Below are 24,329 nucleotides of genomic sequence, written 5' to 3' on the forward strand. Positions count from 1 at the left end.
ATAATATGTCAAATTTAAATCACATTTTTCTTAATGGAAATAATACTTCTTTGCCATATAGCACATATGGTGGTGGACAATTCCATTATAAAGAAGATAGAGACAGAAGAGAACACGGTTTAGGCTTAAAAAGCTCCTTTAGTTCTGCTGTATCTGAATTTACAGACGGAAATGAAGAATATGAATTTGTTTATATAGAGTTTGAATCTGCATTAAATTTCGAATTAGCTTTTGATAGTTTTGAAGATGTTGCCGGAAATTATAGACTTGCATCTTGTAAAGCTCAATTTAGGGCTGATTCTGAAGGTAATCAACAGATTATTTATAAAATTGCGGTTTATTTAAATAAAAAAGCCGTTTCTAATTTTTTGAATAAAGTTGAAAAATATTTAACAGAAGAAACAATAACAGGTAAACCAAAAAATCAAAAATTAATTGCTAATATAGAAAATATTAGAGCAGCTACTTTGGAGAGCTTTTGGCAAGAACCAGAAATAGATTTTCCAAACTCAAATGAAAGTATATGGTGGGAAGTTTGGTTTAGTTGTGCTAATAAAGAAGTTGTAGAAGAAACTTTGAATTCATTATCCACAGATACTATTTTAACAAATAATAGGCTACTTGTGTTTCCAGAAAATATAGTAGGCTTAATTAAAGCTACTCCTGAAGAACTAGGAGAAAGTTTACTTTATATAGATAATTTAGCAGAAATTAGAAAACCAATTGAAACCGCAGATTTCTTCACAAATCTTGATAAAGATTGGGAAGGTGATTTTGTAAGTGATTTACGTAGTAGAATTAATAACCAAATAGAAGAAAATAACATCTCTGTTTGTCTTTTAGATTCAGGTGTTAATCGTGTTAATCCTTTATTAGAAGATTTAATTCCAGAAAGAAATTTAGACTCAGTAAATCCGACTTGGACAAACTCTGACTCCTATAGACAAGGCCACGGAACTCCTATGGCTGGTCTTATTATATATGGGGATTTGAATGAACCACTAACTTCTAGTACGCAAATCAATATTTCTAACAATATAGAAAGCATTAAAATTGTTGATCGGACAGCAAATGATCCAGATTTATATGGACAGATAACACTTGAGGCAATATCTATCGGAGAAATTATGAATCCAGGTAACAAAAGAATCGTTTGTTTAGCAGTTACTTCTCCTGATAATAAATATTTAGGGAGACCATCATCTTGGTCTGCAGCAATTGACCAAAAAATGTTCGGCTCAATTGTAGAAAGAAATAACAATACTATTATTTTAGTTTCAAGTGGAAACTTGTCCTATGCTGATAGGTTAAATTATCCTATAGCTAATGATGACCTGTCAATAGAAGATCCAGCTCAAGCATTTAATGCTATAACAATAGGCGCTTACACAAATAAGGATAGATTAGATACTGCGACTTATCCTGGAGCACAACTTTTAGCTCAAAGAGGTCAAATGTCTCCATGCAATACAACTTCAATAAGTTGGAATAAAAAATGGCCAAAGAAACCTGATGTTGTTTTTGAAGGAGGAAATGATGGTATATTTAATACAGGTATATTAGATGAAGAATCATTAAAACTATTGTCGACTGGAGTAGGAGGTACAGGTAGATCTTGGCTGACAACTATGGCTGACACAAGTGCAGCTACAGCATTGGCTTCAAGGTTTGCATCTGAATTATACCAAAAATATCCAAGTTACCTACCAGAAACCATTCGAGCTTTAATAATTCATTCAGCTGATTGGAATAATATAATGCTGAATAATAGAAGTTTAGAAAGTTTGTCATCAGAAGATAAATCTAATCTTTTAGCTAGAGTTGGTTATGGAATACCAAATTTAGATAAAGCCAAATATAGTGCTGAAAATTCTTTAAGTATTATAGCTGAAAGAACTTTAAAACCTTTTAAGTTTGAAGATAGTAGAGTGAAAACAAATATTTTTCATTTATTTGATTTGCCTTGGCCAACAGATATATTGTCTGATTTAGCTGAATTGGATGTAAAACTAATAGTGACTTTATCATATTTTATTGAACCAAATCCAGGAAATAAAAGATATGCTAGTGACCAATCATATAAATCACATGGTTTAAGATTTAAAATGATTGATAAAAATGAAAGTCAAGGGGCTTTTAAATCTCGAGTTAGTAAATCTATAAAAGATGAACAAGATGATTATGTCGCTGAAGGTAGTGAGAATTGGGTATTGGGAAGTCTTGTAAGAGATAAAGGTAGTATCCATAAGGATATTTGGGTTGGTTCAGCTGCCGATTTAGCGTTAAGAAATCAAATAGCAGTTTATCCAGTTGGTGGATGGTGGAAGAATAGAAAAAAACTCAAACGTTATGATTCATCGGTTAGATATAGTTTAATTATTTCGATTGAAACAAATGAAGCTGATATTGATATATATAATGATGTATTGAATCAGATTTCAGTTTCTATACCTATTGATGTATAATTATTATGTAAAATAGAATATCGATTTTAACTTGGCCTCATAAAATTTTGGTAAAACAATAAGGTGAAGTGAGCGTATATATTTTAGGGATTTAGTATTAAAGATTCTTAATAGCTCTAAATACGCAATGAATTTCAAAGCAATCTTGATGAGTTACAATGTTTCCTAAAATATAGCGTAACGAGCCGTAATTGTTTCCAAAAGTTTATGCAGTCTTGAATTTTTGTTTCTTTTGTTTCAAGACAAAAGATATTATTAAAACTTAAAGATTTCAAAACATTAATTTCTATTTTATATAATGTAAATAGTTACAATTAAAAAAAGATGAATAGTAACTAGAATATAGTAAGTGCTTAGAATTTTATTTTTCTTAAAATTTAAGCTCTTACGGAATGCTACGAGAATCACGTGAAATTTTTTATTACGTAAATATTATCGAATACGTGAATTTTCTAAAGAAGCAAAAGTCTAGCTTTTAAATTGCGCTGGCAAGCGTTGGATAATTGTGTGTAAAATAAATTGCCAGAGCAATTTGATTTTATAAAACAATCGAGCGCTTGGTGGCGGCTATTTTACATAACGGCTAATTATAGATACAAATGTTTTTTAAACGCTGCGAAGCAAACCGCTTATTAGTCTAATGACCCAAGTTCCAATTAATCTTATGAAAACGAATGCTTCTGGGATATTTTACATAATATAGAATTATAGCTATCATTTTTTTTATAAATAGAATGTGTAGTACTAAACATCATAATTTCTCCAGCTCGCCATCTGTGTTATAAATAGCTTAATCCACCGGATAAACCTATTTATAATTTGTACTATAATTTATATTATGTAAAATAGAAAATTAAGAATGCTCTCGCACCCTTTTCATTTATCTTTCTACACGTCCGCCAGTATTTCCAGCAATTAAGTGTTCTACATCTTCAACGGTAGCATAATTTATATCTCCAGGAAATGTATGTTTTAATGCACACGCTGCAGTTGCAAATTCCATGGCTTTATAATCGTCAAAGTTTAATAGTCCGTAAATAACGCCTGCAGCAAATGCATCTCCAGTTCCTATACGGTCTACAATATGAGTAATTTCAATAAAATCTGTTTCTTTAAATTCTTTACCGTTCCAAATTCTACCTTTAATTTTTTGCCAAGATGCGTTTATAGATACTCTAATCTTATCAAAAACTTTCTCAACATTCGGATATTTTTCAATTAAGGCTTTACTTGCAGCAACAAAATCTTCATTACCGTAACCAAATTCTGAATCTAAAATTTCATTAATTTCATTTATACCACCAATAAAAATGGTAACATATTGCATTAAATCTCTTATGGCATCTTTAGGATCTACACCATATTTCCAAAGTCCGCTTCTGTATGTCGGATCTGAAGACACAGTAATTCCTTTAGCTTTCGCAGCTATTAATCCATCTTTTAATGTATCGTAAGCACCTCTGGATAATCCTGGTGTAATTCCCGTCCAATGAAACCAATTTCCTTTTGCCAAGGCTTTGTTCCAATCTACCATGTCTGGAGTTACGCCAGAAAATGCAGAATTAGAACGATTATACACAATGGTACTTGGGCGCATTACCGCACCAACTTCTAAGAAATACATACCTAAAGGTCTGCTTGTTCTATAAATATCTCGTGTATCTACATTGTATTGTCTTAAATACCCGATGGCTGTATTTCCTATAAAATCATCAGAAATACAAGATATATGCTTCACCTTATTTCCAAAATTAGCTAATGAAATGGATACGTTAATTTCTGTTCCACCAAAATAGTATTCTAATAAATTGGTCTGTTTCATCTTCTTGTTTCCCAACGGAGAAAGGCGCATTAATACTTCGCCAAAGGTTACTATTCTGTTCATTTTAAAGTTTGTTTTGTTTTTACAGATAAAGATATGGTATTGTTTAAATAATTAAAATGTTTACAATTGATAATTTTATATTTAAAACCATACTACGTTAAAGTCGTCTTAAATATATCTATTAAAAATGAATGTTTATTCTTTTTTTATACCTTTGAACTCTAAATAAAGCATAATGACAGTTTTAAAAAAGAGTGAGATTAAACGCGCAGCATTGGTTAAGGCTACCATTAATTTGGTTAATAATCAAGGGTTTCACGCGGCTCCTATGTCTAAAATTGCGAAAATGGCTAATGTGTCTCCGGCAACCATTTATTTGTATTTTGAAAATAAGCAAGACTTAATTAATCAGGTATACAAAGAAGTTAAAACTGAATATGTGGCTTATGCTTTTGAAACGTATTCTGAAGATTTATCTGTACCAGATGGATTTGAATTGGTTTGGAGACGTATGGCAAAATATAAATTAGATGATATTGAAAAAGGTTTTTTCTTATCGCAATGTGAAAATACACCTATGATAGATAACGATAGTAGACAGGAAGGTGTAAAAAATTTAACTCCCCTACTCGATTTATGGGATCAGGGTATTGCACAAGATATTATAAAACCCATGTCGCACCATATACTATATGCTTTTAGTATTTATCCTTTAGCATTTTTATTAAATGCACAAAAGCGAGGCGATTTTAAGATTACAAAAAAACATTTAAACGAAGCTTATCTAGCAGCTTGGTCAAGTATAAAGAAATAATAAACAACAATATAAAGAAATAAAAATATGGAATTATTAGATAAATTAAATTGGAGGTACGCTGCTAAAGCGATGAATGGAGATGTAGTGTCTCAAGATAAAATAGATCGTATTTTAGAGGCGGCACGTTTAGCACCAACGTCTAGTGGTTTGCAACCTTTTGAAATTTTAGTAGTTAAAAATAAAGATATTAAGGAGCAAATTAAACCCGTAGCGTGGAATCAGCCTGTAGTAACAGACTGTTCTCATTTACTAGTTTTTGCAGCTTGGGATACGTATACAGCAGATCGTATTAACGAGGTTTTCGATTTAACAAACAAAATTCGTGGTTACGAAAATGAAGGTTTTGAAGCGTACAGACAAATGTTGTTAAGTACTTACCCACAAAAAGATGCAGAAGAGAATTTTACACATGCCGCTAAACAAGCGTATATCGCTTTCGGGATGGCTATCGCACAGGCTGCTTACGAAGGTGTAGATACTACGCCAATGGAAGGTTTTGATCCTGAAGCTGTAGATAAAATCTTAGGATTAAAAGAAAAAGGATTACGCAGTGCCATTTTATTACCACTTGGGTATAGAGACGAAGCCAACGATTGGTTAGTTAACCAAGTAAAGGTTAGAAAAAGCACAGAACAATTAATAACAGTAATAGAATAAATATAAGAGATTATGAATCATACTATTTTATTAAAAAACAGACCACAAGGAACACCACAATTATCAGATTTTGAATTTCAGAAAGATGATAAAGCGTTAAATATTGCTGAAGGTGAATTATTATTAGAAGCAAAATACATCTCGGTAGATCCGTATTTAAGAGGACGAATGAGTGATGCAAAATCGTATGTACCACCATTTAATTTAAACGAACCTATTGCTTCTGGAGTTGTTGCTCAGGTAAAAGCGTCTAAAAACAAAAACTTTAGTGAAGGCGATTTTGTTTCTGGATTATTAGCTTGGAAAACAGAACAAATTTCTAATGGCGAAGGATTAAACAAAGTGAGTCCAGATTTGGCACCACTTAGCGCCTATTTAGGTGTTTTAGGAATGACAGGATTAACAGCATTTTTAGGATTACATGAAATAGGAAAACCTAAAGCTGGAGAAACATTATTAGTTTCTGGAGCAGCAGGTGCTGTAGGTAGTGTTGTAGGACAGATTGGAAAAATTTTAGGCCTTCGCGTAGTTGGAATTGCTGGTACAGACGAGAAAGTAAATTTATTAAAAAAAGATTTTGGTTTCGACGATGTTATAAACTATAACACAACTACCGATATGTTACAAGCTATTAAAACCACATGTCCAGATGGTGTAGATGTGTATTTTGATAATGTTGGAGGAGCTATCTCAGACGCGGCATTATTTAGTATTAATCGTTTTGCTCGTATTATTATTTGTGGCGCTATTTCTGTTTATAATAAAACAGAAACACCAACAGGCGTTGCTGTTCAACCATTTTTAGTTAAAAACAGTGCTTTAATGCAAGGTTTTATTGTGTCTAATTATGCTGATAAATTCCCAGAAGCCATGAAACAATTGTCTGAATGGTTAGCAAAAGGACAATTAAAATATACAGAAACTATAGTTGACGGTTTCGAAAATACACCACAAGCTTTTATCGATTTATTTAGCGGAAAGAATAAAGGTAAAATGATTGTTAAAATATAATACGTTTATATCGTGTTCTTAGTTTTGATTACTAAATTTGGCATACTGTTTTAACTGTGATTTCATACTAAAAGTATGAATACAGTAATCAAATTCAGTTTGACAGAATAAAAAATATAAAGCTAAATAAAGTATAAAAATGAAAAATTTAAAAGAACAAACTGATGCTAAAATTGAAGAAGGAAGATTAAAAAATCCTGACTTTATGAAGCGCGTAGATGAATGCATTGCAGAATCTAAGGCATTTGAACAAGGTGAAAATGCAATTAGAATTGGAGAAGAAGCTCCAAAATTTAAGTTGCCTAACGCTAGAGGTAAAAATGTTTCGTTAGAAAACTTACTAGAAAACGGTCCTGTAGTGATTACATTTTATCGTGGTAACTGGTGTCCATATTGCAATCTACAAATTAAAGCGTTACAAGATATTTTAGGCGAAATTCATGAATTGGGTGCAAACTTAGTTGCTATTAGTCCACAAGTGCCAGATGAAAGTTTAACAAAAGATGAAATAACTGAAATGGATTTTGGTGTATTATCAGATCAGGATGCAAAAGTTGCTTATCAATATGGTGTGGCTTGGGAAGTACCTGAATTTTTAGCAGAACATATGCGTGTAGATCGCGAATTAGATTTAGAAAAAATAAATAATGGTAATGGAACGATGTTACCTATTCCTGCAACGTTTGTTTTAGGACGTGATGGTATAGTAAAATGGAGATTTGTAGATGTAGATTATAGAACACGTTCTGAACCAAGAGATATTATTGACGCTTTAAAGAAGCTGTTTTAACGTATTAGTTCGATAATCGTAAAATAAAAAGAAATCAGGATTAAATACATAAAAATTAAGAATGATGAACAATTTTGAATTTAAGAATCCGACTAAAATTATTTTCGGCAAAGATACTATCGCAAAATTAGCCGAACAATTACCAACAGATGCCAAAGTATTGGTGTTATATGGAGGCGGAAGTATTAAGAAAAACGGAATTTACGATCAGGTAAAAACCGCTTTAAAAGATATTGAACATGTCGAGTTTGGCGGTATTCCTGCCAATCCAGAATATTCGGTATTACTGAAAGCCTTAAAGGTAATAAAGGAAGAAAAAATTACTTATCTATTAGCTGTTGGTGGTGGTTCTGTAATAGACGGTACCAAGTTTTTATCGGCGGCTGCTTTATTTGAAGGCGATACACCTTGGGATATTTTAACCAATGCAAAACCAACATTAAAAGCCATGCCTTTTGGCGTTGTACTTACTATGCCTGCAACAGGTTCTGAGATGAACTCGGGTGCTGTAATTACAAATAAAGAGACTAAAGAAAAATTAGGAATGGGCGGTGCAGGATTATTTCCTCAGTTTTCTATTCTAGATCCTCAAGTGATTACTTCTATTCCACATCGTCAATTAGTAAACGGTATTACAGATGCATTTACACATGTTTTAGAACAGTATATGACGTATCCTGCGGGTGCTTTACTACAAGATCGTTTTGCCGAAAGTATTATGCAAACATTACTTGAAGTCGCTCCAAAAATATTAAAAGATCCATCTGATTATGACGCGGCTTCTAACTATATGTGGAGTTGTACAATGGCCTTAAACGGATTGATTCAAAAAGGTGTACCTACAGATTGGGCTGTTCATGCCATGGGACACGAGCTAACAGCGCTTTTTGGAATAGATCATGCAAGAACATTGGCTATAATTGCACCAAGTCACTATCAATATAACTTTGAAGCTAAAAAAGAAAAATTAGCACAATATGCAGAACGTATTTGGAATGTTACAGAAGGAACTTTAGAAGAAAAAGCTTACGTTGCTATTGAAAAAACGGAACACTTTTTTAACCAAATGGGCATAGACACTAAGTTATCTAAATACACAGATAACTATGAAGGAACTGCAGAAATTATTGCCAAACGCTTTATAGAACGTGGTTGGCTAGGTTTAGGAGAGCATAAAAGCTTGAAACCAGAAGATGTCGAAAGCATAGTAAAAATGGCTTACTAATTTGTTTAGACATTATATTATTAATTTAAAAATGTAACAAAATGAAAATATTATTTGTTTTAACATCTCACGATAAATTAGGAAATACAGGTAAAAAAACAGGCTTTTGGGTTGAAGAATTTGCAAGTCCATATTATACCTTATTAGATAAAGGAGCAGATATAACAATTGCGACTCCAAAAGGTGGAAAAGCACCAATAGATCCAACAAGTGACACTCCAGATGCGAGTACCGCAGCAACAGAACGTTTTAAAAAAGATACAGATACACAGTATAAAATAGATCATACTTTAGTGTTAGCAGATGTAAAAGCTAGCGATTTTGATGCTGTTTTTTATCCTGGTGGTCATGGACCGCTTTGGGATTTAGCAAACGATAAAAATTCAATTAAATTGATTGAAGATTTTAATGCTGCGCAAAAACCAATCGGATTTGTATGTCATGCGCCTGCTGCTTTAAAAGGTGTTAAAAATACAGATGGTACACCTTTAGTAAAAGGAAAAACAGTTACAGGTTTTTCTAATTCTGAAGAAGCTGCTGTTCAATTAACAGATGTTGTACCTTTTTTAGTTGAAGATATGCTTAAAAAAAACGGCGGAACATATTCTAAAGGAGATGATTGGGGTGTTCATGTATTACAAGATGGTAATTTAATTACGGGACAAAATCCAGCATCGTCAGAGTTAGTTGCAGAAAAATTGTTAAGCAGTTTAAACTAATAACTAATCTCTATTTTTTTAAGAGTTAATATAAAAAAGCCTTCAGTCTAATTTAAGATTGAAGGCTTTTACCTTTATTAATGCAAGTCTTTTTATAAGAACGCTCGTCACCCTGAATTTAGTTCAGGGTCATATTTTTTGAGCTAAATAGTTTTGCTACTTGTGTGATGCTGAAACACGTTCAGCATGACGAAGCGTAATCATCATCTTAACGTCACCCTGAATTTATTTCAGGGTCTCATTATTAGATTCACTTAATAATTGTAGTTGTATTTCCTGTGTGATACTGAAACAAGTTCAGCATGACGAAGAGTTTATTTATATATTTTAGTTTAACAAAAAAGCCTTCAGTCTAATTTAAGATTGAAGGCTTTTACCTTTTATTAATGCAAGTCTTTTTATAAGAACGCTCGTCACCCTGAATTTAGTTCAGGGTCTTATTTTTTGAGCTAAATAGTTTTGCTACTTGTGTGATGCTGAAACACGTTCAGCATGACGAAGCGTAATCATCATCTTAACGTCACCCTGAATTTATTTCAGGGTCTCATTATTAGATTCACTTAATAATTGTAGTTGTATTTCCTGTGTGATACTGAAACAAGTTAAGCATGACGAAGAGTTTATTTATATATTTTAGTTTAACAAAAAAGCTTCCAGTCTAGTTTAAGATTGAAAGCTTTTACTTTTTATGAATGCAAGTCTTTTTATAAGAATGCTCGTCACCCTGAATTTAGTTCAGGGTCTCATTTTTTTGAGCTAAATAGTTTTGCTACTTGTGTGATGCTGAAACAAGATCAGCAAGACGTTAAATTCAACTTTCCGTTACCATAAATTCAGTTCAAAGTCTCACATCATCTTATTCGTCATCTATCAAAATCTTGATTCTTGAATCTAACAGTGAAGCAGTCTAAGTATCTAGTATCTGAACACTTTTATGTTTTATAAATAAACACGAATGGTTATCGAGCGGAGTCGAGATACATGTAAAAGGCTTTCGACTCCGCTCAAGCATCCTATAAATTCATATATGAATTGTTAATTGACAAAGTTTGTAAATCTTGAATCTAAAAGCGCATCGATCTAGCATCTATTTTAAATAGAAATCTCCTTAAATTTAATACCCAATTCTTTATTCATTTCATGAATACGTTTTAACTCACTTCCAAGAATTAAAGCAATTGACTGTCCGGTTTTACCAGCACGTGCTGTTCTTCCGCTACGGTGTGTATAATATTCTATATGTTCAGGAAGCTGGTGGTGTAATACAAAAGCCAGATCGTTAACATCTATACCTCTAGCAGACACGTCTGTAGAGATTAGCACACGTAAATTTCCTTTTTTAAAGGCACGCATCACTTTTTCGCGATCGCGTTGTTGCATATCTCCTTCTAAGGCTTCAACAGAAAGTCCATCTTCTTTTAAAAATTCAGTTAAAGCTTTTGTTCCTGCTTTTGTTCTACAGAAAATGATACCACGATCGTCAGGTCTAGCATCTAAAAGCTTTGTAATAATATGTTGTTTTTGTTCTATAGTCGTCGTAATGTAAGTGTGTGAAATATTCGCATTTACCAATTCGTTTTTATTGATAACTACACGTATAGCTTTATGTGACATATATTGGTCAATAATTTGCTGTATTCCAGACGGAATAGTAGCAGAAAATAACCACGTATTTTTAGACATTGGTGTGTGGTCTAAAATTTTAGTTAATGCATCTTTAAATCCCATGCTTAGCATTTCATCTGCTTCATCTAAAATCACCGTATTTACTTTTCTTAGATCAATAATTTTACGATCTAATAAATCGTTTAATCGTCCAGGAGTAGCTACAATAACATGAGTTGTACGCTTTAAATTCTGAATTTGAATGTCTATTTTTTCACCACCATAAACACCTTCAACAAAAATTTTAGCATCGGAATATTTCGTAAACTTAAAGAGTTGTTTTTTTATTTGCTGAACCAATTCACGTGTAGGCGCTAATATTAATGCTTGTACATGTTTAGATTTTGGATCTATATTTTGTAGCATTGGCAAACCAAATGCAGCTGTTTTTCCGGTACCTGTTTGTGCTAATCCAATAAAATCGGTTTTAGATTGTAATAAAACAGGGATTGCTTTTTCTTGAATTTCAGACGGATGTTTAATCCCTAATTCTTTTAAAGCTTGTATAAATTCGTGTTCTACACCTAAGTGTTTAAATGATGCCATATTGTATATTTCTGTTTGCAAAGGTATACTAATTTAAAGTGCATTCTAATACAATTTTTGATTTCTGAATTGTTGCCCATATTTAGTTTATCTTTGTGGCAAATTATATCTATGCATTCTAAAAACAAGCATAAAAAATCATACGATTTTGAAGCATTAGTACAAGCACATTCTAAATTAAGTTCGTTTGTATTTACTAGTCCATTAACAAAACAAAAAACCATTCATTTTGAAAAAAGTGATGCTGTTTTTCATTTAAATAAAGCCATTTTAATTGCCGATTACGATTTGACAGATTGGAGAATTCCTAAAGGCTATTTATGTCCGCCAATTCCTGGTCGTGCAGATTATATTCATCATATTCATGATTTATTAGAAGTTGAAAAACTTACTGAGAACGTAAAAGGTTTAGATGTTGGTGTTGGAGCAAATACCATCTACCCTATTTTAGGCGCTCAAATTTACGATTGGAAAATGGTAGGTTGCGATACCAGTGTTAGTGCTGTAGAAAGTGCAAAACATAATGTAGGTTTAACGCCTTCGCTACTTAAAAAAATAGAGATTAGACATCAAACTGATCCTGCAAATATTTTTGAAGGTATTATTAAAGCCGATGAGAAATTTACATTTACTATGTGTAATCCTCCATTTTTTGGCTCAGAAGAAGAAGCAACACGCACTACAAAACAAAAACTTAAAAATCTTAAAAAAGCCGGTCCTGCAGAATTAAACTTTGGCGGTCAAGCACATGAGTTGTGGTGTAATGGTGGTGAAGCTTTATTTATTAAACGAATGATTAAGCAAAGTGTTGCGTTTAAAGATCAAGTTAACTGGTTTACAACTTTAGTGTCTAAGCAAGAAAACTTAAGTAAGTTGAAAAAGCAATTAGAAAAGCTAAAAGCGACTTATAAAACCATTTCTATGGAACAAGGAAATAAGAAAAGCAGAATTTTGGCTTGGACTTTTAAAGAAGAAGTAGCGTCTTAAAAAACATATAGAATAAAAAATAAAATGCGTATTCAGTTATAATTGAATACGCATTTTTTGTTTTTATACTTCAACATAAATGGTTATCTAGCGGAGTCGAGATAAAGTTAATTAAGGCTTTCGACTCCGCTCAAGCACCCTATAAATTAATAAATGCGTTGTTAATTAACAAGTTTGTAAATCTAGATTCTTGTATCTAAAAGTGCAACAGTCTAATATCTAAAGTCTAATTGCTTTTAAGTTTTATACTTCAACATAAATGGTTATCGAGCGGAGTCGAGATAAAGTTAATTAAGGCTTTCGACTCCGCTCAAGCACCCTATAAATTAATAAATGCATTATTAATTAACAAGTTTGTAAATCTAGATTCTTGTATCTAAAAGTGCAACAGTCTAATATCTAAAGTCTAATTGCTTTTAAGTTTTATACTTCAACATTAAATGGTTATCGAGCGGAGTCGAGATAAAGTTAATTAAGGCTTTCGACTCCGCTCAAGCACCCTATAAATTAATAAATGCATTATTAATTAACAAGTTTGTAAATCTAGATTCTTGTATCTAAAAGTGAAACAGTCTAATATCTAAAGTCTAATTGCTTTTAAGTTTTATACTTCAACATTAAATGGTTATCGAGCGGAGTCGAGATAAAGTTAATTAAGGCTTTCGACTCCGCTCAAGCACCCTATAAATTAATAAATGCGTTGTTAATTAACAAGTTTGTAAATCTAGATTCTTGTATCTAAAAGTGCAACAGTCTAATATCTAAAGTCTAATTGCTTTTAAGTTTTATACTTCAACATTAAATGGTTATCGAGCGGAGTCGAGATAAAGTTAATTAAGGCTTTCGACTCCGCTCAAGCACCCTATAAATTAATAAATGCGTTTTAATTAACAAGTTTGTAAATCTAGATTCTTGCATCTAAAAGTGCAACAGTCTAATTACTATTAAGTTTTATACTTGAACATGAATGATTATCGAGCGAAGTCGAGATAAAGTTAATTAAGGCTTTCGACTCCGCTCAAGCACCCTATAAGGATGATTAAGAAATCTACTATTACAGAGAAGTCAGAGATACTGAATCAAGTTCAGTATGATGTGTAAAACTAAAAATGTCCTTCAGTATAAATTGAAGGACATTTTTATATAATATATGTAAGAATCAAGTCTATATTCTTAGCTCTAACAGCAAAGGTCTTAAGTCTAAAAAAAAACTAGTCTTCTGGAGGAAAACCGTTTATTTCTTCAAATAATTCATCGAAATTTTCACGAATATGTGCTCTTAATTTTTTACGATAATCTTCGCGTAACCATTCTACAAAATTAAAAGTACTTTTACTAATACATTTTGTGTAACGTTGTATGCGGTAATCAATATCGTCTCCTAGTTTTTTAGCCAAATCTAAGGCGTCATACATGTCTTCACTGTTTTCTATACAGATATAAGCATGATGATGAATAGAACGTTCTAAAACAACCTTTGAAGATTCTCCTTTTCTAATAGAATCTATGTATGTTTTTTTAACATCGAAATACACCGAGTTAGATTTACCAAATTCTTCACGAAGATCTTCTGGCATTTCATATCTAAAACTTTCTTCTAATTCTTCATCACTCATAATTCCATCTAAATAGAAATTAGGAGATCTAAATATTTTTTGCCAATCTAAATCTGCTCCCCACGGTCCGAAACGGTGGAAATTATTACCTAAATCGATAACATTAAATTTAGATTTATTTTTTAAGATACGAGAACCACGACCAATCATTTGGTAGTATAATGTTAACGATTTTGTTGCACGATTCAGGATAATAGAATCTACAGTAGGCTCATCAAAACCTGTAGTTAAAATACTTACCGATGTTAAAATAGCATCTGGTGTTTCTTTAAACCACTTTAATATTTTTTTACGTTCACTTTTTGTATTGGTATTATCTAAATGTGCAACATTGTATCCTGCAGCTCTAAAGGTGTCGTATACATGAAGCGACGTGTTAATACCATTATTAAAAATTAATGTTTTTTTATGTTTAGAACGTTCTTCGTAAGCCTGAATTAATTTACCAAGCATGTCGCTATTGGTATATAAATCTTCTGAAGATTTTACGGTATAATCACCATTTGCTCCAACTACTAAAGACGTTAAACCTACATTGTAAGAATAGACTTCTGCACGTGCTAAGAATTCGTTTTCTATTAAAGATTGAATGGTTTCTCCAACAATTAACTCGTTGTAGTTGTCATTCATTGGTAATTTAATATTCGAACTTAAAGGTGTTGCTGTAACTCCTAAAATAAACGATTTTTCAAAAAACTTAAATAATTTGGTGAATGAGTTGTAATGCGCTTCATCAATAATAATTAAACCAACATCAGAAATATCTAATTTACCATCATTTAACCTGTTATTTAAGGTCTCTACCATCGCCACAAAACAACTAAAATCTGCTTGATCTTCTAGATTTGCTTTACTGTGAATAACTTTGTTAGATACACCAAATTCGGTTAACATACCCGAAGTTTGTTTACATAATTCTATACGGTGCGTCATGACAAGCACCTTTTTGTTATGATGTTTTAGGTATTGCCTTACTATTTCAGAAAAGATAACAGTTTTCCCTCCACCCGTTGGTAATTGATATAATAAATGGTAATCTTCGGGCGCTTCTTCAAAACATTGAAATATCTTGTTTATGGCTCCACGCTGATAACTATATAAATCTTTTCCGGCTTTTCTTTCTGCTATATCTGTAGCTTTGACTGACATTTTATAATAACTTTTAAGGAATGCAAAAATAAGGCCTTTTCTAGCCTTTTTATGCATGATTCTTTAGAAATTATTAAAAACGCATCAATTATTGCTATAAACACAAGAATGACAGGGTTTTGAGTGAAAAACTATAAAAAAGTTCTATTAATATTGACAAGATTTATGACAAAATAAACAGAAAAATAATAGGTTTTCTTCTTATTCCTGGTCTTATTAATTATTCTTGTTTTGTTACTTTTATAAATTGTAAAACAGATAATGAATGCATGCAATTAATCAGCGATATATTGGATATTTAAACACGCCTGTACTTTGGACAGGAGAAAATAGTTTGGGCATTCATCAATTTATAATGCCTGAACATAATACAACTACATTTAATGTTTCTGTAGAAAACCGATTGCGTTTAGGAAAGCTTGTAGAGCGTTTTGTGGGATTTGAATTAAATCAGTTTAAAAACATTAACATACTGACAGAGAATATTCAAATTCAGCAAGAAAAACGCACTTTAGGAGAATTAGACTGTATTTTAAAACAAGATAATCAGCTTATACATTTAGAAATCGTTTACAAGTTTTATTTATACGATCCAGAAGTTGGTACCACAGAATTAGATCACTGGATTGGCCCAAATAGAAAAGATTGTTTGGTAGATAAACTAGTAAAATTGAAAGATAAGCAATTGCCATTATTATATCATCCTGAAACAAAAAAGTTTTTAGATACATTAGAAATCTCTTCTAAAGATATTGTACAACAAGTGTATTTTAAAGCGCAGTTATTTGTGCCACATCATTTAAAAGCTAACATCTTCCAGTCCTTAAATCCAGATTGTGTTCAAGGATTTTATATTTCTTATAACAACCTTAATCAGTTAAAAGATTGTAAGTTTTACATGCCAAAAAAAACAGATTGGTTATGTGCTATTCAAACACAAATATCGTGGTGTAGTTATTCTAATTTTGTAAATGAAATTGAACCACTAATTGCAACTAAAACAGTACCTTTATGTTGGATTAAATATCCTAATGGTTTAACTAAAAAATGCTTTATAGTTTGGTGGCTATAAAGCATTTTTTATGGGCTAAACTGAAAATAAATTTAAGTTATTATTTTATGTATTCTACTTTAAATTGTAAGATAATAAAATGATTGATAAGGCTTAAATGGGTTGTTGTAAACCGTCTTTTAAATTGTATAATTTATTCTTTATTTTTAGTCCTTTTAAAATATCTATGGCCTGAGCACTTCGTTTACCAGATTGACAATACACTAAAATAGGTTTATTAGTATCGAGTTCAAAATAACGTTTATCTAATTCTTTTAACGGAATATGATAATCGTGAGATAAATGAAACATACTGTGCTCTTTTGGTGTTCTAACATCTAAAACAAACAAATTATCTTTATGCTTTAAATATTCATCGAAGGTTAACGATTTTAAAGATGTATTTACATTAAAATTTTCATCAACATCGGCAATATAAGTAACATGAGAATGCACTGTTTTGTCGTAAGTTAAAATATTCTGATTCATACTTAAGGCATTAAAAACTAATAGTTTTCCTGATAACACCTCTCCTATTTCACAAATCATTTTAATAACCTCGTTAGCTTGTAATAACCCAACAATTCCGGGTAAAACACCTAAAACTCCGGCTTCTTCACAACTTTGAGAGTCTGGCGCTGGTTTTGGAAATAAACATCTGTATGTTGGTCCGTTTTTGTAATTGTAAACAGTAACCTGTCCTTCAAACTTAAAGATAGAACCAAAAACTACAGGTCTTTCACTTAAAACAGCCGCATCATTTATTAAATATCGTGTATTAAAATTGTCTGTACCATCTACAACAATATCATACTGTTTAAATAATTTTATAGCATTAGATTTGCTTAAACGGTCTATATAAGATTTAAACTTTACAAACTTATTAAGTTGTTCTAATTTAGAAATGGCACAAGACACTTTAAATTTTCCAATGTCGTTATAACCATATAGAATTTGTCGTTGTAAATTGGTTTGATCTACACTGTCATGATCTATAATTCCAATAGTTCCAACACCTGCAGCCGTTAAATATTGTAAAATAGGACAACCTAATCCTCCTGCCCCAACAACTAAAACTTTAGCTGATTTTAATTTATTCTGACCTTCTACGCCTATGTCTTCTAAAGCTAAATGACGCTTATATTGTAAATTCTCTTCTTTATATAACATGCTGTAAATTTAATAATTATTGCCAATTGTTCTCCCAATCTTTCCAAACAACTTCTAATCCTTTTGATTTTAACATTTTGGTAAATGTTTCTGTAGACCGATCGTCTGATATTTCGAACTGTTCTAACGACTGTTTTTCAACAACATAACCACCTGGATTTGTTTTAGATTCTGCACTAATCGATGTAATGCCTAAATTTACAATATGATTTCTAAACAACTCACTTTCTCGAGTAGACATTGATAATTCTAAATCTTCATCTAAGAGCCTAAAAGCACAAATTAACTGGACCAAGTCACGATCGGTCATTTCTATTTTAGGTTCTAAACCTCCTGAAAATGGACGTAAACGCGGAAAAGACATGGAGTATTTTGTTTTCCAATAGGTTTTTTGAAGGTATTTAAAATGAAGCGCTGTAAAAAAACTATCTGCACGCCAATCTTCTAAGCCATATAAACTTCCTAATCCTATTTTATGAATTCCTGATTTTCCTAAGCGATCTGGAGTGTCTAAACGGAAATCAAAGTTCGATTTTTTACCTTTAGGATGATGTTTTTTATATTCTTCTCTATGATATGTTTCCTGATATACCAACACAGCATAGAGTCCGTTTTCTATTAATAATTCGTATTCTTCTTGATGTAACGGTTGTACTTCAATACTAATATTAGAAAATTCAGAACGCATAAGTGTTATAGCATGCTTTAGATACGCTACACCTACCGTACGATTGGCTTCTCCTGTTACCAATAAAATATGATCATAGCCTTTTGCTTTTAAAAAAGCAGTTTCTCTAAGAATTTCAGCATCTGTTAAGGTTCTACGCGGAATCTTATTCGTCATACTAAAGCCGCAATACGTACAAATATTCTGACACTCATTACTCAAATACATGGGGGCATACATTTGAATGGTATTTCCAAAACGTTTTTTTGTAATTTGCTGACTTAGTTGTGCCATATCTTCTAAATACGGTGCGGCAGCTGGTGAAATCAAGGCTTTAAAATCTTCTAAATCTCGAACAGATTTTCCTAAAGCATGCAACACATCACCTTCAGTTTTGTTATAAATACCTTTTAAAGTATCGTCCCAATTATATTGATCTAAAACAGTTTTAAAAGTGCTCATAATCTAGTTATTTAAAAAACTTGTTAGTGGGCTACTTGCTTCTGAAATGTGTTTTATTGGTGCTAATTTAGAGGTGTAAGCCATGCGTCCTGCTTGAACACCTAATTTAAAAGCTTTACCCATTTCAATAGGATTTTGAGACACAGCAATGGCTGTATTTACAAGTACGGCATCTGCGCCTAATTCCATAGCAAAAGCAGCATGAGACGGACTCCCAATTCCGGCATCTACAATAACAGGAACATTACTTTGTGCAATAATAATCTCAAGAAATTCTAATGTTTTTAAGCCTTTATTACTTCCAATTGGTGCACCCAACGGCATCACGCATTGTACACCAACATCTTCCAAACGCTTACATAAAACAGGATCTGCATGTATATAAGGCATGACTACAAAACCTGCTTTAACTAACATCTCTGCTGCTTTTAAGGTTTCAATCGGATCTGGTAATAGGTATTTAGGATCTGGATGAATTTCTAATTTTACCCAATTAGTATTTAGTGCTTCACGTGATAAATTTGCAGCAAAAACAGCTTCTTCTGCAGTTCTTACTCCTGATGTGTTTGGTAATAAATGTATCGATGAATCATTTAAATGAGATAATATATCATCTTCTAAATCAGTAGTATTAACACGTTTTAAAGCAACAGTAACTAACTCGCTTTCTGAAACCAAAATAGCATCTCGCATGATTTTAGAATTACTGAATTTTCCCGTTCCTGTAAATAAACGTGAACTAAATGTTTTGTCTGCAATCGTTAAATTATCATTCATCATCGTCCGTTTTATCCATTTTATAAACCTGCTCCTGAGTGCTTGGTCCGTTTAAGATTTTATTAAACGCACTAATCGTATTAAAATCTTTAGAAATGCTTGTAGATACAGCAACACCGTAAATTCCTGTATTTATAAGTTCAGGAAGATCGTTATAGGTAATACCGCCAACGGCAATAAGTGGTGTTTCTGTTTGTAGTGCTTCAACAATTATTTTATATCCTGAAGCACCTATAACGGGGCCTAGATTAGACTTAGTTGTTGTAAACCTAAACGGACCTAAACCTATGTAATCTACATTTTTAGAAATAAGATTTTTACAATCTTCTAATGTATTTGCTGTACCACCAATAGTGAACCATTTTCCTAAATAGTCACGTACTTCAAGAGGGCAACCATCATTTTTTCCTAGATGAACACCATCAGCATTTACAGTTTTTGCTATTTTATAATAATCGTTTATAATTAATCGCGTCTGAAAATGCATGGTAATTTCTCGCGCGCGTTCTGCTGTTTTTAAAACAATAGCTTCATCAAAATTTTTCATTCGTAATTGAATCCAATCTGCTCCTGCAGAACATGCTGCTTGAACATATTCTAAATGTTGTTCGGCAGTGGCTCCTTGTGTGATATATTGTAATTTGCTAATCATAAGTATTTGTAATTATGTGTTCCTAATAAAGAATGATTTGAATTTAAAAATTGTTCGGTGTACTGTTTTGCTAATCGGCAAGCATCTTCTAATTCCATTTGTTTTGCAAAATTTGATGCTAATGCTGCAGATATAACACAACCACTTCCGTGTTTCTCGTGAATGGTATGTACGCCGGGTCTAAAATTAATTTGAACAATACCGCTATGGTAAATTTCGTCCCAACCTTTTTTATCTGTGCGATGGCCACCTTTTAAATAAATATTTGTTTTCTCTGAAATATATTCGATAGTTTCTGAGATGGATTTATCAGGAAATAATGCTTGAATTTCATTGTAATTAGGCATAATAAAATAGCAGTGTTCTAAAACAGCATTAAAAGCGTCTAAGTCTATATTTTTATGAAATTTAAATCCAGAACTGGCATTAAGAATGGGATCTAAAATAATCTTAATCTTAGGATTTAACCGTATTAATGTTTGTACTACTTTTAAAAGCACATTCCAAGATTCTATAATTCCTATTTTTACAACAGTTACGTTATAGCGTTCAAATAATGTTTCAATTTGATTAATGATTACAGATTCTTCAATCCAAGTACATGTCTTAAAATCTATATCATTTTGAACGGTTACCGCCGTGCACACCGATAAACCATATAAACCATGCGCTTCGAATGTTTTAATATCTGAAGTAATTCCTGCTCCGCTTGAAGGATCCAGTCCGGCAATGGTTAATATGTATGTTTTGTTTGTCATTAATATACGTTTAATTCTGTTATGTGACTCTGGATATGTTTCAGGGTCTTATTAATTTTTAGCTATTTGTTTGATACTGAAACAAGTCCAGCATGACGGAGCAACTTCATTTCGTCACTAAAAGTTGATTGTACTGTCACTCTGAGTTTATTTTAGAGTCTCGCATTTATTTGAATTCTTTTTCATTTATTCTAGGTAATCGTTGAGCTACTTGTGTGATGCTGAAACAAGTCCAGCATGACGAAGCAACTTCATTTCGTCACTAAAAGTTGATTGTACCGTCACTCTGAATTTAGTTGAGAGTCTCACATTTATTTGAATTCTTTTTCATTTATTCTAGGTAATCGTTGAGCTACTTGTGTGATGCTGAAACAAGTTCAGCATGACGAAGCAATTTTATTTTATCACTAAAAGTTGATTGTGCCGTCACTCTGAATTTAGTTTAGAGTCTTATCGTTTTTCAGGTACGTGTTACGGACTCTCAATACTCAAAATTGACTTAACATCTTCTTAAATGTTTCTACAGGAGTTTTACTATTCCAAATACCACCTAAAACACCAACACCTTTATAACCTAGTGTTTTAAAAGTATCGATATTAGTATCAGTGACACCTCCCATACCAATAATAACTTTATCAATATGGTTAACATCAAATCCTCTGCCTTTGTAACCCGCTTTTGAAATAGATGAAAATACAGGACTTAATAAATGGTAATCGAATTCGAAATAGCATTTTTCAAGTTCTTCTGGTTCATGAAAAGAAGAACTTATAGTTTTACCAAACATGTTTAGGTTTTTAAAGTATTGTCCCGGATTATCGATATGATCTATGCGTTTTTGTTCTTGAAAATGAATACCTTTTAAATTATAAGAATTTATTAATTCATGAAAATAATGCACTACAATTCTGTCATGGAATTTCTTATCTATTAGATTTAAATACGCAATATGTTCTTCTAAATTTTTGTTAGGTTTCCTTAAATGATAATACTGTAAACCTTCTTGAAATAACTGCTCTAATATTTCAATTTCATTTGGTAAATCGGTTTCTGGTGCTATTAGGATTATCATGTTTCTTTAGTATTTATCTGTCTTAGTGCTTTATGAAATGCTGAAACAAGTTCAGCATGACGTAATTTTTATCTTATCGTTACCCTGAATTTAGTTCGGGGTAACATTATGTTTAGTTTTTTTGTGATATAGAAATGGATTCAGAATTATCATCGATCGTTACTCTGAATTTCTTTTAGTTTCTTGCGTGATACTGAAACGAGTTAAGTATCACGCACTCTGTTCTGGGTTAGGGATTGTAGCGACATCCTTTTGCTGTTTTGCAAAAGATATAGCGTAAAGCCCGACCGCACTTTTTAGTGTGGTAACCTCCAAAATAAAACATTAAAGATACACTTCGCTCCCTTTGTTCTTGAATTCTTCAGATTTTTTTTCCATTCCTTTTGTAAACACTTCGTCTCCAATTATTTCGTTTACAGCAGCAAAATCACGAACTTCTTGAGAAATCTTCATTGAACAAAATTTTGGTCCACACATCGAACAAAAATGCGCAATTTTAGCACCTTCGGCAGGCAAGGTTTCATCATGATATTCGCGAGCTAATTCTGGATCGAGGGCTAAATTAAACTGGTCTTCCCAGCGGAATTCAAAACGTGCTTTACTTAATGCGTCGTCACGATGTTGCGCTCCTGGATGTCCTTTTGCTAAATCTGCCGCATGTGCTGCTAATTTATAGGTCACTACACCTGTACGCACGTCGTCTTTATTGGGCAACCCCAAGTGTTCTTTAGGTGTTACGTAGCACAACATGGCACAACCAAACCAGCCAATCATGGCTGCTCCAATTCCAGAAGTAATGTGGTCGTAACCCGGTGCAATGTCTGTTGTTAATGGACCTAAAGTATAAAAAGGCGCTTCTTCGCAAGCTTCTAATTGTTTGTCCATATTGGCTTTTATTTTATGCATTGGCACGTGTCCTGGACCTTCAATAAAGGTTTGCACATCGTGTTTCCAAGCAATTTTTGTAAGTTCGCCAAGTGTTTCTAATTCTGCAAATTGCGCTTCGTCATTAGCATCGGCAATACAACCTGGGCGCAAACCGTCTCCAAGTGAGAAAGCCACATCGTAAGCTTTCATAATCTCACAAATCTCTTCGAAATGCGTGTATAAAAAACTTTCTTTATGATGTGCTAAACACCATTTTGCCATAATAGAACCACCACGAGAAACAATGCCTGTAATACGTTTTGCCGTCATGGGCACATAACGTAAACGTACGCCTGCATGAATGGTAAAATAATCTACACCTTGCTCGGCTTGCTCTATTAAAGTGTCTCGAAAAATCTCCCATGTTAAGTCTTCGGCTTTACCATTTACTTTTTCTAAAGCTTGGTAAATTGGTACCGTTCCGATTGGCACTGGAGCGTTTCTTATAATCCATTCTCGTGTTTCATGAATGTTCTCTCCTGTAGATAAATCCATGATATTATCTGCGCCCCAACGGCATGCCCAAACGGCTTTTTCTACTTCTTCTTCTATACTTGATGTTGTTGCCGAATTTCCAATATTTGCATTAATTTTCACTACAAAATTACGCCCAATAATCATAGGTTCGCTTTCTGGATGATTAATGTTTGAGGGCAATACAGCACGACCACGAGCAATTTCTTCTCTTACAAATTCTGCTGTGATTTTATCAGGAATTGATGCCCCAAAATCTTGTCCTTTATGCTGTTCAGACAAACGCGTTACTTCGTTAATTTTCTGATTTTCACGAATGGCAACATATTCCATTTCTGGTGTTATAATACCTTGACGCGCGTAATGCATTTGCGACACATTTTTACCTGTTTTAGCTTTAAATGGTTTTTTAACATCTGTAAATCTTAAGTGGTCAAGCTCAGAGATATTTAAACGTTCGTTACAATAATCTGATGAGAAGGCATCTAATTGTTCTACATCTCCGCGCTTTAAAACCCAAGATTCACGAATACGTTCAATACCTTTATGGATATTAACTGCTTTTTCTGGATCGGTGTATGGTCCAGATGTGTCGTAAACCGTTATAGGTTCATTTTTAGTCCGTTTTTTTGTAATAGAATCGACTGTGTCGCTAAGTTCAATTTGTCGCATAGCAACTTGTAATTCTGGAAACAATGTACCTTGAACGTAGATTTTTTTAGAATTTGGAAACGGATTTCTGGTTACACCATTTTGTGGTGCTGTGTCTTTTTTTTTCATGGTTATTCATTAAATTAAAGTGTAAGACATTGTGTTTACACAGTATTAATTAGATAAAATAAGATT

At 32.5% G+C, this 24,329-nt stretch carries 19 protein-coding genes; 9 read left to right on the forward strand and 10 right to left on the reverse strand.

Features of this window, described 5'->3' with window-relative positions; all coding sequences use genetic code 11:
• The first annotated feature begins 5 nt into the window (after positions 1–5).
• Entirely contained in the window at positions 6–2,465 is a 2,460-nt protein-coding gene (locus GQR95_RS11950) for a S8 family peptidase (protein ID WP_159023378.1), read from the forward strand.
• Positions 2,466–3,345: 880 nt separating this feature from the next.
• On the opposite strand, the gene GQR95_RS11955 is transcribed toward GQR95_RS11950, so the two are convergent.
• Positions 3,346–4,350 carry a sugar kinase gene (locus GQR95_RS11955; RefSeq protein ID WP_159023379.1) on the reverse strand — a complete coding sequence of 335 codons (1,005 nt, stop codon included), beginning with the start codon at positions 4,348–4,350 and terminating at the stop codon, positions 3,346–3,348.
• A gap of 175 nt (positions 4,351–4,525) precedes the next feature.
• Here GQR95_RS11955 and GQR95_RS11960 point away from each other — a divergent pair, with 175 nt between their 5' ends.
• The 6 genes from GQR95_RS11960 (at position 4,526) to GQR95_RS11985 (ending at position 9,509) form a co-directional block, all read left to right on the forward strand.
• Positions 4,526–5,104: a TetR/AcrR family transcriptional regulator gene (locus GQR95_RS11960; protein WP_159023380.1), complete on the forward strand. Its 579-nt coding sequence runs from the start codon at positions 4,526–4,528 to the stop codon at positions 5,102–5,104.
• A gap of 27 nt (positions 5,105–5,131) precedes the next feature.
• The gene (locus tag GQR95_RS11965) at positions 5,132–5,764 is read left to right on the forward strand and encodes an NAD(P)H-dependent oxidoreductase (RefSeq protein WP_159023381.1); all 633 of its coding nucleotides are present in this window, start codon (positions 5,132–5,134) and stop codon (positions 5,762–5,764) included.
• Positions 5,765–5,776: 12 nt separating this feature from the next.
• Positions 5,777–6,775, forward strand: coding sequence for an NADP-dependent oxidoreductase (locus tag GQR95_RS11970; RefSeq protein WP_159023382.1), 999 nt, complete (start codon positions 5,777–5,779; stop codon positions 6,773–6,775).
• A gap of 139 nt (positions 6,776–6,914) precedes the next feature.
• Positions 6,915–7,565 (forward strand): peroxiredoxin-like family protein, encoded by a 651-nt coding sequence (locus GQR95_RS11975; protein ID WP_159023383.1) that lies wholly within the window; start codon positions 6,915–6,917, stop codon positions 7,563–7,565.
• Positions 7,566–7,629: 64 nt separating this feature from the next.
• A complete protein-coding gene (locus tag GQR95_RS11980) occupies positions 7,630–8,790 on the forward strand; it encodes an iron-containing alcohol dehydrogenase (protein ID WP_159024298.1) in 1,161 nt (386 codons plus the stop codon).
• A 41-nt stretch (positions 8,791–8,831) separates the two neighbouring features.
• Complete coding sequence (locus GQR95_RS11985) at positions 8,832–9,509, forward strand: type 1 glutamine amidotransferase domain-containing protein (protein WP_159023384.1); 678 nt, start codon at positions 8,832–8,834, stop codon at positions 9,507–9,509.
• 1,092 nt (positions 9,510–10,601) lie between these two features.
• On the opposite strand, the gene GQR95_RS11990 is transcribed toward GQR95_RS11985, so the two are convergent.
• On the reverse strand, positions 10,602–11,720 hold the full coding sequence (locus GQR95_RS11990; protein WP_159023385.1) for a DEAD/DEAH box helicase: 1,119 nt from the start codon (positions 11,718–11,720) through the stop codon (positions 10,602–10,604).
• 111 nt (positions 11,721–11,831) lie between these two features.
• Here GQR95_RS11990 and rlmF point away from each other — a divergent pair, with 111 nt between their 5' ends.
• Positions 11,832–12,707: a 23S rRNA (adenine(1618)-N(6))-methyltransferase RlmF gene (rlmF, locus tag GQR95_RS11995; protein WP_159023386.1), complete on the forward strand. Its 876-nt coding sequence runs from the start codon at positions 11,832–11,834 to the stop codon at positions 12,705–12,707.
• A gap of 1,211 nt (positions 12,708–13,918) precedes the next feature.
• On the opposite strand, the gene GQR95_RS12000 is transcribed toward rlmF, so the two are convergent.
• Positions 13,919–15,472 (reverse strand): DEAD/DEAH box helicase, encoded by a 1,554-nt coding sequence (locus GQR95_RS12000; RefSeq protein ID WP_159023387.1) that lies wholly within the window; start codon positions 15,470–15,472, stop codon positions 13,919–13,921.
• Positions 15,473–15,737: 265 nt separating this feature from the next.
• On the opposite strand from GQR95_RS12000, the gene GQR95_RS12005 reads away from it, so the two are divergent.
• Positions 15,738–16,544, forward strand: coding sequence for a DUF1853 family protein (locus tag GQR95_RS12005; RefSeq protein WP_159023388.1), 807 nt, complete (start codon positions 15,738–15,740; stop codon positions 16,542–16,544).
• A gap of 93 nt (positions 16,545–16,637) precedes the next feature.
• Here the strand turns inward: GQR95_RS12005 and moeB are convergent, their stop codons facing one another.
• From moeB to thiC, 7 genes are all read right to left on the reverse strand, one after another.
• On the reverse strand, positions 16,638–17,693 hold the full coding sequence (gene moeB / locus GQR95_RS12010; protein ID WP_159023389.1) for a HesA/MoeB/ThiF family protein: 1,056 nt from the start codon (positions 17,691–17,693) through the stop codon (positions 16,638–16,640).
• Between the two features lie 16 nt (positions 17,694–17,709).
• Complete coding sequence (gene thiH, locus GQR95_RS12015; RefSeq protein WP_159023390.1) at positions 17,710–18,822, reverse strand: 2-iminoacetate synthase ThiH; 1,113 nt, start codon at positions 18,820–18,822, stop codon at positions 17,710–17,712.
• A 3-nt stretch (positions 18,823–18,825) separates the two neighbouring features.
• On the reverse strand, positions 18,826–19,599 hold the full coding sequence (locus GQR95_RS12020) for a thiazole synthase (RefSeq protein WP_159023391.1): 774 nt from the start codon (positions 19,597–19,599) through the stop codon (positions 18,826–18,828).
• The gene (locus GQR95_RS12025) at positions 19,592–20,251 is read right to left on the reverse strand and encodes a thiamine phosphate synthase (protein WP_159023392.1); all 660 of its coding nucleotides are present in this window, start codon (positions 20,249–20,251) and stop codon (positions 19,592–19,594) included. The genes GQR95_RS12020 and GQR95_RS12025 overlap by 8 nt, the downstream gene beginning before the upstream one ends.
• On the reverse strand, positions 20,248–21,009 hold the full coding sequence (locus GQR95_RS12030) for a hydroxymethylpyrimidine/phosphomethylpyrimidine kinase (RefSeq protein WP_159023393.1): 762 nt from the start codon (positions 21,007–21,009) through the stop codon (positions 20,248–20,250). Before GQR95_RS12030 ends, GQR95_RS12025 begins: the two co-directional genes overlap by 4 nt.
• Positions 21,010–21,497: 488 nt before the next feature.
• Positions 21,498–22,082: a thiamine phosphate synthase gene (locus GQR95_RS12035; protein WP_159023394.1), complete on the reverse strand. Its 585-nt coding sequence runs from the start codon at positions 22,080–22,082 to the stop codon at positions 21,498–21,500.
• A 324-nt stretch (positions 22,083–22,406) separates the two neighbouring features.
• Complete coding sequence (gene thiC / locus GQR95_RS12040) at positions 22,407–24,263, reverse strand: phosphomethylpyrimidine synthase ThiC (protein ID WP_159023395.1); 1,857 nt, start codon at positions 24,261–24,263, stop codon at positions 22,407–22,409.
• Positions 24,264–24,329 lie beyond the last annotated feature (66 nt).

This window comes from Formosa sp. L2A11 (assembly GCF_009796865.1).
Taxonomy (GTDB): domain Bacteria; phylum Bacteroidota; class Bacteroidia; order Flavobacteriales; family Flavobacteriaceae; genus Formosa.

Coding starts and splice junctions, on each gene's coding strand:
- GQR95_RS11950 (WP_159023378.1), top strand. CDS start 6: ATGTCAAATTTAAATCACATTTTTCTTAATGGAAATAATACTTCTTTG.
- GQR95_RS11955 (WP_159023379.1), bottom strand. CDS start 4,350: ATGAACAGAATAGTAACCTTTGGCGAAGTATTAATGCGCCTTTCTCCG.
- GQR95_RS11960 (WP_159023380.1), top strand. CDS start 4,526: ATGACAGTTTTAAAAAAGAGTGAGATTAAACGCGCAGCATTGGTTAAG.
- GQR95_RS11965 (WP_159023381.1), top strand. CDS start 5,132: ATGGAATTATTAGATAAATTAAATTGGAGGTACGCTGCTAAAGCGATG.
- GQR95_RS11970 (WP_159023382.1), top strand. CDS start 5,777: ATGAATCATACTATTTTATTAAAAAACAGACCACAAGGAACACCACAA.
- GQR95_RS11975 (WP_159023383.1), top strand. CDS start 6,915: ATGAAAAATTTAAAAGAACAAACTGATGCTAAAATTGAAGAAGGAAGA.
- GQR95_RS11980 (WP_159024298.1), top strand. CDS start 7,630: ATGAACAATTTTGAATTTAAGAATCCGACTAAAATTATTTTCGGCAAA.
- GQR95_RS11985 (WP_159023384.1), top strand. CDS start 8,832: ATGAAAATATTATTTGTTTTAACATCTCACGATAAATTAGGAAATACA.
- GQR95_RS11990 (WP_159023385.1), bottom strand. CDS start 11,720: ATGGCATCATTTAAACACTTAGGTGTAGAACACGAATTTATACAAGCT.
- rlmF (WP_159023386.1), top strand. CDS start 11,832: ATGCATTCTAAAAACAAGCATAAAAAATCATACGATTTTGAAGCATTA.
- GQR95_RS12000 (WP_159023387.1), bottom strand. CDS start 15,472: ATGTCAGTCAAAGCTACAGATATAGCAGAAAGAAAAGCCGGAAAAGAT.
- GQR95_RS12005 (WP_159023388.1), top strand. CDS start 15,738: ATGCATGCAATTAATCAGCGATATATTGGATATTTAAACACGCCTGTA.
- moeB (WP_159023389.1), bottom strand. CDS start 17,693: ATGTTATATAAAGAAGAGAATTTACAATATAAGCGTCATTTAGCTTTA.
- thiH (WP_159023390.1), bottom strand. CDS start 18,822: ATGAGCACTTTTAAAACTGTTTTAGATCAATATAATTGGGACGATACT.
- GQR95_RS12020 (WP_159023391.1), bottom strand. CDS start 19,599: ATGAATGATAATTTAACGATTGCAGACAAAACATTTAGTTCACGTTTA.
- GQR95_RS12025 (WP_159023392.1), bottom strand. CDS start 20,251: ATGATTAGCAAATTACAATATATCACACAAGGAGCCACTGCCGAACAA.
- GQR95_RS12030 (WP_159023393.1), bottom strand. CDS start 21,009: ATGACAAACAAAACATACATATTAACCATTGCCGGACTGGATCCTTCA.
- GQR95_RS12035 (WP_159023394.1), bottom strand. CDS start 22,082: ATGATAATCCTAATAGCACCAGAAACCGATTTACCAAATGAAATTGAA.
- thiC (WP_159023395.1), bottom strand. CDS start 24,263: ATGAAAAAAAAAGACACAGCACCACAAAATGGTGTAACCAGAAATCCG.